Origin of the sequence: Microbacterium sp. A8/3-1 (genome assembly GCF_040267695.1) — a bacterium.
Classification (GTDB): domain Bacteria; phylum Actinomycetota; class Actinomycetes; order Actinomycetales; family Microbacteriaceae; genus Microbacterium; species Microbacterium luteolum.
Genome location: NZ_CP158357.1, coordinates 3,578,280 through 3,592,493, shown reverse-complemented (window position 1 = coordinate 3,592,493; position 14,214 = coordinate 3,578,280). Strand labels below are relative to the sequence as shown.

Sequence of the window (14,214 nt, the reverse complement as noted above, 5' to 3'; positions counted from 1 at the left end):
GGGTTCGTCGCCGGATCGCTCCGGCGCCTGGTTCCGTACGCCTGGCTCAGTACTTGCGGTCTGCGAGCACGGCCTTGGCCGCCTCCGCGGAGTCGAAGGCCTCACTCGGCACGACGATGTACGACTCGACCTTCTCCCCGGCGAGCGTCTTCTCTACGACCTCCATGGCGGTCTCACCGAACAGCGGGTTGTACTCGTGGACGTAGCTGAGCTGACCGTCGGCGAGCGCCTGCATGGCGTTCTTCGTGCCGTCGATCGTGGCGATCTTCACGTCCGTGCCCACGACGAGGCCGGCCTCTTCCGCTGCCTGGGCGGCTCCGAGTCCCATCTCATCGTTCTGTGCGAACACGAGCTGGATGTCGTTGTTCGCCGACTTGAGCATCGTCTCGAAGACGCTCTTGCCCTCCTCCGCCGACCAGTTCGCGGTCTGCGCGTCGAGCTTGGTGAGCGACGAGCCGCCGAGGCCCTCATCGAAGCCCTCGTTGCGCTCGTTCACGACGCCGACGCCGGCGGGACCCTCGAGGACGACGTAGTTGCCGCCGTCCGGGAAGGTGGCCGCAGCCCACGTGCCGACCTCTTTCGCGACCTCGACGTTGTCGGGAGCGATGCGGGTGACGTACAGGCTGTCGTCGTCGGGCTCGATGCCGCGGTCGAGCAGGATGACCGGGATCTCGGCTTCCTGTGCCCGCTTGAGGGAGTCCTCCCAGCCGGAGGCCTCGGTGGCCGACAGCAGGATCACGTCGACGCCTTCGTCGACGAACGACGTGAACGCGTCGATCTGCGACTTCTGGTCGAGGTTGGTGGCCGGTGCGTACTTGAGGTCGTATCCGGCATCCTCCGTGAAGGTGTCCTGGATGTTCTGCTCGTTGGCCTCTCGCCAGGCGCCCTCGGGGCCGACGGCGACGAAGCCGACGGTGGTGAGTTCGTCGGAACCGCCGGCGTCACTGCCGGAGCCACCGGAGCCGCCGGCCGAGCAGGCCGCAAGGCCGATGGTGAGTGCGCCGGCTGCTGCCAGACCGAGCGCGACGCGGATGCGCTTCTTCGCGGACATGTTCTCCTCCTTGAGACGCCGGCCGTCAGCCCGGCAATGGGTGGACCAGACGTGGTCCCTTGCGTGATTGCAGGTCACTGTCGTCGTGACCTGCGGCGATGTTACCGGGAACAAAATCTGGAACACAAGCAATGTTCCAAAAATCAGGAATGTTCCACGCCAGGATCTTTGTTACCGCTCACAGTCCCGCGTCAGGACCGGGATCCGCGGCGATCATCTCGACCACGGTGTCCACCGTCACACCGGGTCCGTTGCTGAGTTCGCCGATCTTCTCGCGGTCCTTGAGCACGATGATGCGATCACTCAGACGCACGACCTCTTCGAGTTCGGAGGAGATGAACACGACGGCGACCCCGTCGCCCGCGAGCTGACTGATGCGGCGCTGCACCTCCAGCTTCGCTGCGATGTCGATCCCCCGCGTCGGCTCGTCGAGGATCAGCACGTGCGGGCGCACGGCGAGAGCGCGGGCGAGCAGCACCTTCTGCTGCGTCCCGCCGGACAGCATCCTGACGGGCCGGTCCAGATCGGACGGCGCGAGGTGCAGGGCCTCGACGTAGGTGTCGACGAGCGCCGCCTCCTCCGCCGTCGAGAGCGGACGCGTCCAGCCGCGCAGGGCCTGCAGCGAGAGGATCATGTTCTCCCGGGCGGTGAGATCGCCGATGATCCCCTGCGTGCGCCTGCTCTCCGCCGACAGGGCGATGCGATGGCGGAGGGCGGCCGAGGGGCTCCGCAGCTCCACGCGTTCGCCGTCGACCCACAGCTCCCCGCTGTCGGCCCGCACCGATCCGCTCAGCAGCGAGGCGAGTTCGGAGCGGCCGGATCCCCGGAGGCCGGCGAGCCCGACGATCTCGCCGCGCTGCACATCGATGTCCGTCCGCTCGAGCGCTCCGCGTCGCCCGAAGGCCGTCGCCCGCATCGCCGGCTCGCCGTCCGAGGCGTAGTGATGGGCCTTGCGCTCGGAACCCAGGGCCCTCAGCCCGTCGATGTCCTTGCCGAGCATCTTGGAGATGAGGTCCGCCCGCTCGAGATCCCGCGTCGCGTACTCTCCGATGCGCTTCCCGCCGCGCAGCACCGTCATCCGGTCGCTGATCGCGAACGCCTGCTCGAGGAAGTGGGAGACGAAGAGGATCGCGACCCCGCGCTCGCGAAGACCGCGGATGACGCGCATGAGCGTCGCGACCTCCGCCTGGTCGAGGCTCGAGGTCGGCTCATCGAGCACCAGGACCCGCGGGTCGTCGACCACGGCCCGCGCCAGGGCGACGAGCTGCTTCTGCGCGGGCGTCAGCATCGACAGCGGCGTCTTCGGATCGAGGTCGTCGAGACCGAGCCTGCCGAGCGCCTCGGCGGCAGCCGCGCGCGTCCTCTTCCAGTCGATCCCGAGACGTCCCCGGCGCTCGCGCCCCAGCATGACGTTCTCGGCGACGCTGAGGTTCGGGCTGAGCTGCGTCTCCTGGAAGACGGTGGCGATGCCGGCGGCGCGGCTGTCCGCGACACCGCCGAACCGGCGGGGCTCCCCCGCGACGACGACGGTCCCGGCGTCGGGCGCCCGCGTGCCCGTGAGCACGGCCACCAGCGTCGACTTGCCCGCCGCGTTCTCCCCCATCACGGCGTGCACCTCGCCCGGGAACAGCCGGAAGTCGACGCCGTCCAGCGCCCGCACCCCCGGATAGTCGACCGTGATGCCCTCGAGCCGGATCAACGGCTCGAGGGCGGACTCGGCGATCACCGCACCTCCCGCGGAGCGGCGGACGACGCACGGGCGACCAGCTCGGTGGGGATGCGGGTGAGCGGCGGGATCTCCCTGCCTTCGATCGCGGCACGGAGCATCTCGACCACGGCGATTCCCAGCGCGCCGAAGTCCTGACGCACGGTCGTCAGCGGAGGCAGGAAGTGCCGGGCCAGCGGCACGTCGTCGAAGCCGACGACGCTGAGGTCGTTCGGCACATCGAAGCCTTTGTCGTGCAGACCGTGGATGAGGCCGATCGCCATGTCATCGTTGGCGGCGAAGATGGCCGTGTAGTCGGGCAGGCGCTGCAGGCCCTTGGCGAAGTCGTACGCGAAGTCGGCGGTCCAGTCCCCCACGACGATCGGCCGCTCGCGGATGCCCCACGACTTCGCCCTCGAGTGGAAGGCCCGCTCCCTGGCGCGCGCGTCGAGCCAGTCCAGAGGGCCGGACATGTGCAGGATGTCGCGGTGGCCGAGGGCGACGAGATGGTCGACAACGAGGGTCGTCCCGGCGTGCTGATCGATCGACACCGTGAGGAACGTCGGGTCCGCATCCGCCTTGACGACCAGCATGGGGACCGTGATGGCGATCCTGCGCAGCGCCGCGACCGACGACGACCGCGGAGCGATCACGCAGAGCGCGTCGACACCCTGCGTGACGAGGTTGTCGACGGCCTCCTGGGGCGAGAGGGCATCGCCTTCGTGCAGCGCGATGGGCGTGACGGAATAGCCCGCCGCACGGGCGGACAGCTCGATCGCCCGCAGGATGCTGGTCGGGCCGTGCGCCACCGCGCTCTCGACGATCACGCCGATGCGGCGCGTGCGCTGGGTCGCCAGCGCCCGTGCGACGAGATTCGGGCGGTAGTCGAGCTCCTCGATCGCCTCGAGCACGCGCCGCCGGGTGTCGGGCTTGATGTTCGGGTGATCGTTGAGCACTCGGGAGACGGTCATGTGCGAGACCCCGGCGATCGTCGCCACCTGCCGGATGTTGGGCTTGTCCGAGCCGACGTTCACCATGCGCACCTCCGTCGGCTGCTCCGGCGATGTTACCGAGAACAACCCTGCAGGTGCAACGGGATCGGTGCTTCGACAAACTCAGCAACCCAGGTCCTGGGTCCCTGAGCCTGTCGAAGGGCCGCTACAGCCCCAGCCGCTCCAGGTACGGGTTCACCAGGCGGCGCTCGGGATCGAAGCGGGCGGCGAGAGCGGCGAAGTCGTCGAACCGCGGGTAGCGCGAGCGCACCTCGGCGCCGTCGAGCGTGAACACCTTGCCCCAGTGCGGGCGGGCCGTCGGCGGCAGAGCCGCCTCGATCGCCGGGAGGAGCGCCCGGACCGCGGCCTCCTCGGGCTTCCACGTGAAGTGGATGCCGACGGCATCCGTCTCGAACGATGAGCTCAGCCAGAGGCTGTCGGCCCGCACGGTGCGGATCTCGTTGACCAGCAGCAGCGGAGCGATCTGGCCGGCGAGCGGGCGCACGGCCTGGATCGCGGCGACCGCATCGGCGCGAGGGACGAGGTACTCGCTCTGGATCTCGGCCCCGGCCGAGGGCGTGAACTCGAGCTTGAAGTGGGCCAGCCGTTCGGACCAGGATCCCGGCACGCCCAGCTGATCCGTGCAGGCCACCGGGTCGACACCGAGGATCGGATGCCGCTTGCTCACGGCTGCCGCCGCGCCGAGGCGGTCGAACAGCGACTCCCGCGCGGCCTCGTGCGCCTCGGGGAGGCGCTGCTTGACCCAGATCTGGTCGGCGATGTCGGTGCGCTGCCAGGTGGAGAAGATGCTCACGCTCGTGCCGGCCGCGGTCACATCGTCGAAGTCGCGGAGGATCGCGTCCCAGTCCGGATGCTCGAACACGTGCTGCGCGACCTCGTAGGTGGGCTCGACGTCGAGGGTCAGGTCGACGACGGCTCCGAGCGCGCCGAGACTCACCACCGCACCGTCGAAGTCGTCGTCGCCTCGGCGCAGCGTGCGGGTCTCGCCCGCCGGCGTGATGATCGTGAGCGCCCGCACCGCGCTCGACAGCGAGCCGATCGCGTCTCCGGAGCCGTGCGTGCCGGTGATGACCGCGCCGGCCACCGAGATATGCGGGAGCGAGGCGAGGTTCGCGAGCGCGAGCCCCTCCGCCTGGAGCAGCGGCGCGATGTCGCCGTAGCGGAGACCCCCCGAGACGCGGACCGCATCGCGCGCCTCGTTCACCTCGAACACCGCGGGCAGAGCGTCGAGGGCCACCAGCAGGCCGTCGGTGTCGGCGAGGTCGTTGAAGCTGTGCCGTGATCCCAGCATCCGCAGGGGACCGCCCTGTGCGAGCAGCGCGGCCAGCTCTTCCGTCGACGAAGGATGCTCCACACGGGATGCGCGATACGTGAGGTTGCCCGCCCAGTTGCGTTCGTTGCCCATGGCGCCATGATAGCCGCGAGCCATCCGGCTACATCGTTGTACTCCCCCGCCGGAGACGGTCCCCACTAGGCTGACCGGATGACAGCGACGCCCCCGCCACGCGCGACGATGAAAGACGTCGCCGCCCTCGCCGGGGTGTCGATCAAGACGGTCTCGAACGTCGTCACCGGCACCGTGGCCGTGCGCGAGGAGACGCGCGCCAGGGTCGAGTCCGCGATGACGCAGCTCGACTTCGTCCCGAATCTGAGCGCGCGCGGACTCCGCAAGGGTCGGTCCGGCATCATCGCGGTGGCTCTTCCCGATCTCGCCACCGCCTTCTCCGCCGAGCTCATGCACCGCATCGTGGAGGCCGCGCACGAGCGGGGCCTGGCCGTGCAGATCGAGGAGACCGCGTCGGAGCCCGAGCGCGAGAAGGAGCTCGTCTCGCGTGCCAGGGCGCACCTCGTCGACGGGCTGATCCTCAACCCCATCCGCCTCGAGGACAGCGTGATCAAGTACGCCGACCGCCTCCCGCCCCTGGTCGTGATCGGCGAGGTCGAGCAGAACAGGGCCGACCACGTGCGCATCGACAGTCGCGTGGCCGCCGCGGATGCCACGCGGCATGTGCTCTCGCGCGGCGCCACGCGGATCGCGGTCGTCGGCGCCGATGACGACCCGTCCGTCGCGACGGCGACCAGCCGGCTCCGACTCGAAGGCGTGCACGACGCCCTGCGTGAAGCCGGCATCCCGAGGGACCCGGCGCTCGAGGTGAACCGCCTGCCCTGGTCGATGTCGGGAGGAGCGGATGCTGCGCGCACCCTGCTCGCCCGCGGAGTCGCGTTCGACGCGATCGTGGCCTTCACCGACTCGCTAGCACTCGGAGCCCTGCACACGCTGCACGATCACGGCATCCGCGTTCCCGACGACGTGATCGTCACGGGCTTCGACGACGTGGAGTTCTCGAAGTACACCTCCCCCGCGCTCACCTCGGTGGCCTTCGACCGTCGCGCGTTCGCCGAGGCCGCGCTCGGTCTGCTCGAATCGCGAATGGACGATCGCAGCACCCCGCCGCGCTCCCTCACGCTGTCGCACCATCTCCTCGAGCGCGCGAGCACCGCCGGGCGCCCCGCGGGCTACCGCCCCTGAAACGCCTTTCGACCTAATCCGGTTCTGCTTCTTGCGCGCGGATTACATCGATGTAATGATGAGGTCGTCCACCCACCGGTCACGAAGGAGTGACGATGACGCCCCCACTCGATCTGTCCCGCAGGCAGTTCCTGACCGCCGCCTCGGTGGCCGCCGGCACAGCCCTGCTCGCCGGCTGCGCACCCGGCGCGGTCCCCGGCTCGGGACCCCAGACGCTGCAGTTCTGGCACCTGCTCTCCGGAGGCGACGGTGTCACCATGTCGCAGCTGCTCGACGACGTGAACGGCGCGCAGAGCGCGTTCCGCATCCGTCCCACCGTGCTCGCCTGGGGTACGCCGTACTACACGAAGCTCGCGATGGCGGGCGCCGGCGGCCGCGCACCCGACGTCGCGATCATGCACGCCACCCGCACCGTCGGCTGGGCGCCCGGCGGCCTGCTCGACCGCTGGGACGTCGACAAGCTCGCCTCCCTCGGCATCGACAGCTCGACGTTCCCGAAGCCGATCTGGGAGAAGGGCTTCGTCGGCGAGGGCATGTACAGCATCGCGCTCGACGCCCACCCGTTCGTGATGATGTTCAACACCGACATCTGCGACGCGGCCGGGGTCCTCGACAGCGACGGCCGACTCGCCGAGACCTCTTCCCCCGAGGAATTCCTCGACCAGCTGCGCGAAGTGGGCGGCAAGGCCGAGGGGCACGCGCTGTCCTACGGCTACCTCGGCGACGGCGCCCAGATGTGGCGCCTGTTCTACACCTTCTACTCGCAGCACGGCGGCGCCATCGAGCTCCCGCCGGGCGGCCCGGCCGTGATCGACAAGGACGTCGCCGTCGAGTCGCTGTCGCTGATGCGCACGCTCCTCGACGGCGAGATCGCGCTCGCGCAGGCCGACTACGGCAGCGCGGTCGCCGAGTTCGCGACTGGGAAGAGCGGCATGCTCTTCACCGGCGTCTGGGAGCTGCGCACGATGCAGGCGGCGGAACTCCCCTTCGACGCGACCATGATCCCCACCCTGTTCGGGACCCCTGCCGTCTACGCCGACTCGCACTCCTTCGTGCTCCCGCACCAGACGAACGCCGACCCCGTCCGTCGCGACCTGACCTACCAGTTCGTCGCCGACATGCTGAAGGGATCCTTCGGGTGGGCCGAGGCCGGGCACATCCCCGCCTTCCTCCCGGTCACGGAGTCCCCCGAATACGACGACCTCATCCCGCAGGCGCACTACGCCGAGGCCGCGCAGCACGTCGTCTACGACCCGACCGCGTGGTTCACCGGATCGGGATCGAACTTCCAGTCCGAGTTCGGCGCCGCCGTGCAGGGCGTGCTGCTCTCGGGCGACGACCCCGCTGCCGCGATCGACCGCTTCGAGGCACGCGTCAACACTCTGCTCCGACAGCCCAACCCGGCTGACCCCGAAGGGACGTTCGGATCATGACCACCTCGACCTCCGCCATCGGCTCCACCGATTCCACGCGCACCATCGTCACCGGATCGAAGACCGCGGCTCCCGCCCGCCGACCCGGCTCCCGCAACCGCGAGCAGCTGATCAGCTGGGCCTTCCTCGCCCCGTTCCTCGTGGCCTTCATCCTGTTCCTGGCCTGGCCGATCGTGCACGGCATCATCCTCAGCTTCACGGATCAGTCGCTGACCGGCGCCGGCGGCGCGTTCGTCGGCTTCGCCAACTACGTCGAGGCGCTCGGCGACCCGAAGATGTGGCAGTCGATGGGGAACACCGTGTGGTTCACGCTGCTCTCCACGGTGCCGCTCGTCGTGATCGCCCTCGTGATGGCAGCCCTCGTCGACCGCGGCATCCCCGGCCAGTGGCTCTGGCGGCTGTCGTTCTTCATGCCGTTCCTGCTGGCATCGACCGTGATCTCGCAGATCTGGGTCTGGATCTTCAACCCGCAGGTCGGCGCGGCCAACAACATCCTGAAGTTCTTCGGCCTCGAACCGCTCGCCTGGCTGCAGAACCCCGACACGAACATGATGTCGATCGTGATCGCCACGGTGTGGTGGACCGTCGGGTTCAACTTCCTGCTCTACCTGGCAGCGATGCAGAACATCCCGCCGCAGCAGTACGAGGCCGCGTCCCTCGACGGCGCGGGCGCCTGGCGCCAGTTCTGGTCGATCACGCTCCCGCAGCTGGGACCGGCGACCGTCCTGATCCTGATCCTGCAGATCCTCGCCTCGCTGAAGCTCTTCGACCAGGCGTACCAGATGCTCGGTGGCGTCGCGAGCGACACCACCCGCTCGATCGTCCAGTACATCTACGAGGCCGGTTTCGTCAGCTACCGGTTCGGCTACTCGGCCGCCATCTCCTACGTCTTCTTCGCTCTCATCGTCATCCTCGGCGTCGTGCAGGCTCTCATCACGCGCCGCCGGAAGGAGCAGTTCTGATGTCCACCGCCACCGTCACCGCCACCCGCACCGAGGCGATCACCACCCCCGACACGCGCAAGCCACGCCGCGGGCACCTGCCCGGCCAGAAACCGTTCGGGCCGCTGCGCATCACGGCCTTCGTCGTCCTGCTGCTGCTCGCGATCGGCTGGCTGCTGCCCTTCCTCTGGGCCGTCGCCACCGCGTTCAAGACCGAGACGGATGCCGCATCGGGCGACCCCGGCTGGATCGGCGCCGCCGGACCCACGATCGACGCGTTCACCGCGATCCTGTCGCAGGGCAACGTGTACACGTGGGCCTTCAACAGCCTCTGGACCTCGGTCGCGATCACCCTGATCACGCTGACGATCTCGGCGCTGGCCGCGTACGCCTTCTCGCGACTGGACTTCACCGGACGCAAGTGGCTGTTCGTCGTCATCATCGCCTCGATCGTGGTGCCGCCGCAGGTGCTGATCATCCCGCTGTTCTACGAGATGCTCGCGTTCAACCTGATCGACACCTATTGGGGTCTGATCCTGCCGCAGGTCGTCGCACCCGCGATGGTGTTCATCCTGAAGCGGTTCTTCGACGCGATCCCGATCGAGCTCGAAGACGCCGCCCGCGTCGACGGCGCCGGTCGTCTGCGCATCTTCTGGTCGATCGTGCTGCCGCTGTCCCGCCCGATCATGGCATCCGTCGGCATCTTCGTGTTCATCGCCGCCTGGAACAACTTCCTCTGGCCGTTCCTCGTCATCAACGACACCACGCTGATGACGCTGCCGGTGGGACTCCAGACAGTGATCAGCGCCTACGGCGTGCAGTACGCGCAGGTCATGGCGCAGGCCGTGCTCGCCGCACTTCCGCTCATCGTCGTGTTCCTCATCTTCCAGAAGCAGATCGTCAAGGGGGTCGCGACGAGCGGCTTCGGCGGTCAGTAGTCCTGCCCTCGCGGCATCCGTCCCCACACCCACGGCCCACTCACTAGGAGAGCAATGTCTCAGGCCCGCATCACCATCGACCGCGACTTCACGATCGCCGACGTCCCCCGAAGGCTCTTCGGCTCGTTCGTCGAGCACATGGGCCGCTGCGTCTACACCGGCATCTACGAACCCGGCCACCCGCAGGCCGATGCGCGTGGATTCCGTCAGGACGTGCTGGCACTGGTGAAGGAGATGGGTCCGACCGTGGTCCGCTACCCCGGCGGCAACTTCGTCTCCGGCTACCGCTGGGAGGACGGCGTCGGCCCCGCCGAGGATCGGCCCGTGCGCATCGACGGGGCGTGGCACACGATCGAGACCAACGCGTTCGGCCTGCACGAGTTCATGGACTGGGCGAAGGAGGCCGACGTCGAGGTCATGGAGGCGGTCAACCTCGGCACCCGGGGCGTCGAGGAGGCCCGCGCGCTCGTGGAGTACGCGAACCACCCCGGCGGCACGTACTGGTCGGACCTGCGGCGGAAGAACGGCGCCGAGCAGCCCTTCGACATCAAGCTGTGGTGCCTCGGCAACGAGCTCGACGGGCCGTGGCAGATCGGCGGCAAGACGGCGACAGAGTACGGCCGTCTCGCGCAGGAGTCTGCCAAGGCCATGAAGCTCGTCGACCCGTCGATCGAGCTGGTCGCGGTGGGTTCCTCCGGCCGCTCGATGCCGACCTTCGGCACCTGGGAGCACACCGTGCTCAGCCACGCGTACGACGAGGTCGACTTCGTCTCGATGCACGCGTACTACCAGGAGCACGACGGCGACGCCGAGTCGTTCCTCGCGGAGTCGGTCGACATGGACGCCTTCATCGAGGGCGTCATCGCGACGGTCGACGCGGTCAAGGCGGCGGGCAAGCACACCAAGCAGGTCGACATCTCGTTCGACGAGTGGAACGTGTGGGACCAGGTCAAGTACAACGACGTCGAGGCGGGCGAGATCGAGAAGGCCGGCTGGCGACAGCATCCTCGCCTCATCGAGGACACCTACTCGGTGACGGATGCCGTCGTCGTCGGCACTCTGCTCAACAGCCTGCTGCGCCACGGCGACCGGGTGAAGATCGCCAACCAGGCGCAGCTCGTGAACGTGATCGCGCCGATCCGCTCGGAGGAGGGCGGGGCCGCGTGGCGCCAGACGAGCTTCTGGCCGTTCGAGCGGATGGCGCGCCTGGCGAAGGGTCGGATCCTGCGGCTCGCGGTCGCCGCCCCGCAGATCGAGACGAAGCGCTACGGCGGCGTCGACGCGGTCGACGCGGCGGCCACCTGGGATGAGGCCACCGGACGCGTCGTGGTGTTCGTCGCCAACCGCTCGCTCGACGAGGAGAGCGACCTCACGATCGACCTGCACGGGCTCGGCGACCTGCGCGTCGTGAACGCCGAGACACTGACCATCCCCGAGGGCGGCGACCGCCACACGGCGAACCTCGAGACGGCTCCCGATTCCGTGCACATGGTGCCGCTCGCGCGTGCCGAGGTCGTCGACGGCGCCGTGCGCTCGACGCTCCCGCCGCTGTCGTGGTCGGTCATCGAGCTGGACGTGACCCGCGCCTGACCCCGCGTCGAGAACGAAGAAGCCCGGTATCTCTCCGATACCGGGCTTCTTCGTCGTCCGAGTGCGACCGAGGTCGTGTCGGATCAGGTTCCGATCAGTGCGGTCAGGCCTCGATCGTCCGACGACGACGTGCCATCAGCAGCAGTCCGCCCGAGAGCAGCGCGAGCGCGACGGCCGCGGCACCCATCGGGACCAGACCGTCGACACCCGTCTGGGCGAGGTTGCCGTTGCCGGTGCCGGTGCCGCCGGGAGCGACGACGCCGCCACCCGGTGCCGGCACGCCGAGCACGGAGAACGAGACCAGCGTCGCCGAGGAGACGAAGCCGGAGACGCTCTGCCGCGCGGAGACCGTGTACGAACCGGTCATGAGGACCTCGGGGAACGTCACGCTCCACGTGCCGCCGGCGACGGTCGTGGTGTAGACACCGCTCAGCGCCGCGAGGGCACCGGCATCCGCCTTCGCCACGGGCGCGTCGACACCGGTGAGCACCACGGTCACCGTGGCGCCGTCGATACCCGTGCCGGAGAGGGACGAGGGGCCGGCGTCATGCGGGAAGGCCGAGCCGCCCGCGATCGACGTCACGCCCGGAGCGACCGGCACGACCGTGAAGCTGGCCGTGGCCTCCGGGGAGACCTCGCCGGCGCGCGACTGCGTGACGACGACCGTGTGCGAGCCGTATCCGAGGGTCAGCCCGTCGACGGTCCAGTTGCCGGTCCCGTCGACCACTGCCGTGCCGAGCGTGGCGCCCGCACCGTCGACGACCGTGATGTCGGCAGTCGGGAGACCCGTGCCGGTGATCGCCGTGACCGGCGGCGTGATGGTCGTGCCGCTGGTCGGCGAGGTGATGATCGGCGCAGCGAGCGGAGCCGCCTTCACGGTGACGGCGATGGTGGTCGTGTCCGAGCGGCTGAAGCCGTTCGCGGACGTGACCGAGATCGATCCTGCGCCCAGTGCGACGGGGCCCGCGAAGGAGAACGCGCCGTTGGAGACGGGGACCGTCTGGTCGCCGGCTCCCACGTTCACGATGACGGAGGTCGCGCCGGGGGCGGTGCCGCTGACGGTCTGGCCGGGAGTGACGTCGGCGCCGGCGGCCGGGCTCGTGATGACCGGTGCGGCGAGGTCGAGTGCGACCTCGTATCCGCCGGTCTTCGGAAGCGCGTGCACGAGCGACGTCGCCCAGGTGAACTGCTCGGCGCCGGTCGCGGGATCTGCCGCGCTGCCGCCGCTGATCACGCCGACGGCCGTGTTGCCCTGGATGACCGATCCACCGGAGTCACCGGGAGCCGCCAGTGTGTTGCTGGAGAAGCCCCGGACCCACTGTCCGCTGATGTTCGCCCAGCCGTCGAGGACGTCGTTCCCGTCGATCGCGCCGGTCGTGTAGCCGGTCGTGCGGCCGCTCTTGGAGACGGCGCCGGCCGTCGGAGCACCGACCGCCGTCACCGGGATGGTGCTGGCGGCGAGCGAGTCGAGCGAAGCGCCCGCGGTCGTCCAGTCGGTCACGGCGGGAAGCGGGTTGAAGCCGGCCTCGAGATCGATGACCGAGATGTCGGTCGCGTTGGTGTCGCCGTTCGAACCGGCGGCGTTGTTCGTGCTGCCGAACTGGGCGAAGCCGAAGCGGCCCAGCAGCTCGGGGTCGGCCGGGAGGCCGCCCGTTCCGCCGACGGCCGGCTCCTGGTTGGGGATGCTCAGCGTCGTGGCCGAGAGCTTGTCGTCGGCGTCGTCGAACGCGCAGTGGCCGGCGCTCAGCAGCGCGGCCGAGCCGTCGGGAGCGAAGGCGGAGAAGCCGATCGAGCAGGCCCATGCCGCACCGTCGGACTCGCGCACGCTGAGGTAGCCCTGTCCGCCGACGAGGTCGCCCTCGGCGAACTTCTCCAGGGTGGCGGCGGCCGTGACGATCTTCGGGTCCTCGAGCTCGGCCTCGACCGCGAACTCCTCGATCGCGGCTTCCTCGCCGGCACTCGCCTCGGTCACGACCACGACGTCCTGGCCGGCCGCGTTCGAGCCGACGGCGAGAACCTCGACGCCGCTCTCCGCTGCCTCGGCCACAGCCTTGAGGACCTCGGGGGCCGGGGCGGCGGGCGCCTCGGTCTCCACCGGTGCCGTCGGAGCTGCGGTCTCCGCAGGCGCTTCCGGTGCAGCGGTCTCCGACGTCCTCACCGACGGGTCGGCGGGCAGGTCAGCCCCGTCTTCGGCGAAGGCCGGTGCGCTGATGAAGAGCCCCGAAAGGGCGATCGTCGCTGCGGCGGTCAACGCCAGTGGGCGCCGTCCTGTCCCTCTGTGCTTCATGTGATGTATGTCCTTGCTGGTCGCGGATCGTCATTCACTTGTGGACTGCGGCCTCGTGCTGATGCACACGGCCCGTCTGCGTCCCGGTCGGGGCGCGAAGTGCGACGCTGGTCCCCCGAGCAGCAGAGTCCCCCGCCGTCACAGCGAGGGATCGCCCCAACCCTACTCAGCGAACACACAGGAAAGCGCGGCCATTCACGAGGAATTCATAAGATGGACGAAAGTCTGCGCGCGTTGTTCCATCGACTCGATGAACCCTCGGCGTCGCGACTCATCCGACTACAGTGGCGTGCATGAGCCGAACTCTCGCACGAACCCTGATCGGCGTCGCGATGCTCGGCGCTCTCGCCCTGGTCGGCACCGCCTGCGCGTCATCGGCGGGAGACGCGGCACCCACATCGACGCCCACGAACGGCGGCGCCGCGAACGCCGCCGACGTCGTCGGCCACTGGGGCGACGATGCCACCGGCAAACCACACCTCGAGTTCACCGAAGACGGCACGGTGAACGGCAGCGACGGATGCAACGGCATCAGCACCACCTACGTCGCCGCGGACGGCCGCTTCGAACTGGCGCCTTTCGCGTCGACGCTCAAGGCGTGCGTCGGGGTGGATGACTGGCTGCGCGGCGTCCGCGCCGTCGAGATCGACGGCGACGTGCTCGTCGCGCTGGATTCCTCCGGCGCACGACTCGGCGAACTCGCCCGCTCCCACTGATCGGACGCCG

11 protein-coding genes are annotated in these 14,214 nt (G+C 69.3%); 6 read left to right on the top strand and 5 right to left on the bottom strand.

Annotation, left to right across the window (positions count from 1 at the left end; translation table 11 throughout):
- Positions 1-46: 46 nt before the first annotated feature.
- From ABS642_RS17590 to ABS642_RS17575, 4 genes are all read right to left on the bottom strand, one after another.
- The gene (locus ABS642_RS17590; protein WP_350351134.1) at positions 47-1,051 is read right to left on the bottom strand and encodes a substrate-binding domain-containing protein; all 1,005 of its coding nucleotides are present in this window, start codon (positions 1,049-1,051) and stop codon (positions 47-49) included.
- A 178-nt stretch (positions 1,052-1,229) separates the two neighbouring features.
- Entirely contained in the window at positions 1,230-2,777 is a 1,548-nt protein-coding gene (locus ABS642_RS17585) for a sugar ABC transporter ATP-binding protein (protein WP_350351133.1), read from the bottom strand.
- Positions 2,774-3,793 (bottom strand): LacI family DNA-binding transcriptional regulator, encoded by a 1,020-nt coding sequence (locus tag ABS642_RS17580; protein ID WP_282215826.1) that lies wholly within the window; start codon positions 3,791-3,793, stop codon positions 2,774-2,776. Before ABS642_RS17580 ends, ABS642_RS17585 begins: the two co-directional genes overlap by 4 nt.
- A gap of 121 nt (positions 3,794-3,914) precedes the next feature.
- Positions 3,915-5,174: an FAD-binding protein gene (locus ABS642_RS17575; protein WP_350351132.1), complete on the bottom strand. Its 1,260-nt coding sequence runs from the start codon at positions 5,172-5,174 to the stop codon at positions 3,915-3,917.
- A 78-nt stretch (positions 5,175-5,252) separates the two neighbouring features.
- Here ABS642_RS17575 and ABS642_RS17570 point away from each other — a divergent pair, with 78 nt between their 5' ends.
- From ABS642_RS17570 to ABS642_RS17550, 5 genes are all read left to right on the top strand, one after another.
- A complete protein-coding gene (locus tag ABS642_RS17570) occupies positions 5,253-6,299 on the top strand; it encodes a LacI family DNA-binding transcriptional regulator (RefSeq protein ID WP_282215824.1) in 1,047 nt (348 codons plus the stop codon).
- 95 nt (positions 6,300-6,394) lie between these two features.
- The gene (locus tag ABS642_RS17565; RefSeq protein ID WP_350351131.1) at positions 6,395-7,732 is read left to right on the top strand and encodes a substrate-binding domain-containing protein; all 1,338 of its coding nucleotides are present in this window, start codon (positions 6,395-6,397) and stop codon (positions 7,730-7,732) included.
- Positions 7,729-8,694 carry a sugar ABC transporter permease gene (locus ABS642_RS17560; RefSeq protein ID WP_350351130.1) on the top strand — a complete coding sequence of 322 codons (966 nt, stop codon included), beginning with the start codon at positions 7,729-7,731 and terminating at the stop codon, positions 8,692-8,694. Before ABS642_RS17565 ends, ABS642_RS17560 begins: the two co-directional genes overlap by 4 nt.
- Entirely contained in the window at positions 8,694-9,611 is a 918-nt protein-coding gene (locus tag ABS642_RS17555) for a carbohydrate ABC transporter permease (protein WP_282215821.1), read from the top strand. Before ABS642_RS17560 ends, ABS642_RS17555 begins: the two co-directional genes overlap by 1 nt.
- A gap of 54 nt (positions 9,612-9,665) precedes the next feature.
- The gene (locus tag ABS642_RS17550; RefSeq protein ID WP_282215820.1) at positions 9,666-11,201 is read left to right on the top strand and encodes an alpha-N-arabinofuranosidase; all 1,536 of its coding nucleotides are present in this window, start codon (positions 9,666-9,668) and stop codon (positions 11,199-11,201) included.
- A 103-nt stretch (positions 11,202-11,304) separates the two neighbouring features.
- Here the strand turns inward: ABS642_RS17550 and ABS642_RS17545 are convergent, their stop codons facing one another.
- On the bottom strand, positions 11,305-13,488 hold the full coding sequence (locus ABS642_RS17545) for an Ig-like domain-containing protein (RefSeq protein ID WP_350351129.1): 2,184 nt from the start codon (positions 13,486-13,488) through the stop codon (positions 11,305-11,307).
- A gap of 293 nt (positions 13,489-13,781) precedes the next feature.
- Between ABS642_RS17545 and ABS642_RS17540 the strand changes: the two genes are divergently transcribed.
- The gene (locus ABS642_RS17540; protein WP_350351128.1) at positions 13,782-14,204 is read left to right on the top strand and encodes an META domain-containing protein; all 423 of its coding nucleotides are present in this window, start codon (positions 13,782-13,784) and stop codon (positions 14,202-14,204) included.
- Positions 14,205-14,214 lie beyond the last annotated feature (10 nt).

What these genes read in the sequence shown, in the direction of transcription:
- ABS642_RS17590 (WP_350351134.1), bottom strand. Translation starts at nt 1,051, where the DNA reads ATGTCCGCGAAGAAGCGCATCCGCGTCGCGCTCGGTCTGGCAGCAGCC.
- ABS642_RS17580 (WP_282215826.1), bottom strand. Translation starts at nt 3,793, where the DNA reads ATGGTGAACGTCGGCTCGGACAAGCCCAACATCCGGCAGGTGGCGACG.
- ABS642_RS17575 (WP_350351132.1), bottom strand. Translation starts at nt 5,174, where the DNA reads ATGGGCAACGAACGCAACTGGGCGGGCAACCTCACGTATCGCGCATCC.
- ABS642_RS17570 (WP_282215824.1), top strand. Translation starts at nt 5,253, where the DNA reads ATGACAGCGACGCCCCCGCCACGCGCGACGATGAAAGACGTCGCCGCC.
- ABS642_RS17565 (WP_350351131.1), top strand. Translation starts at nt 6,395, where the DNA reads ATGACGCCCCCACTCGATCTGTCCCGCAGGCAGTTCCTGACCGCCGCC.
- ABS642_RS17560 (WP_350351130.1), top strand. Translation starts at nt 7,729, where the DNA reads ATGACCACCTCGACCTCCGCCATCGGCTCCACCGATTCCACGCGCACC.
- ABS642_RS17555 (WP_282215821.1), top strand. Translation starts at nt 8,694, where the DNA reads ATGTCCACCGCCACCGTCACCGCCACCCGCACCGAGGCGATCACCACC.
- ABS642_RS17550 (WP_282215820.1), top strand. Translation starts at nt 9,666, where the DNA reads ATGTCTCAGGCCCGCATCACCATCGACCGCGACTTCACGATCGCCGAC.
- ABS642_RS17545 (WP_350351129.1), bottom strand. Translation starts at nt 13,488, where the DNA reads ATGAAGCACAGAGGGACAGGACGGCGCCCACTGGCGTTGACCGCCGCA.
- ABS642_RS17540 (WP_350351128.1), top strand. Translation starts at nt 13,782, where the DNA reads ATGAGCCGAACTCTCGCACGAACCCTGATCGGCGTCGCGATGCTCGGC.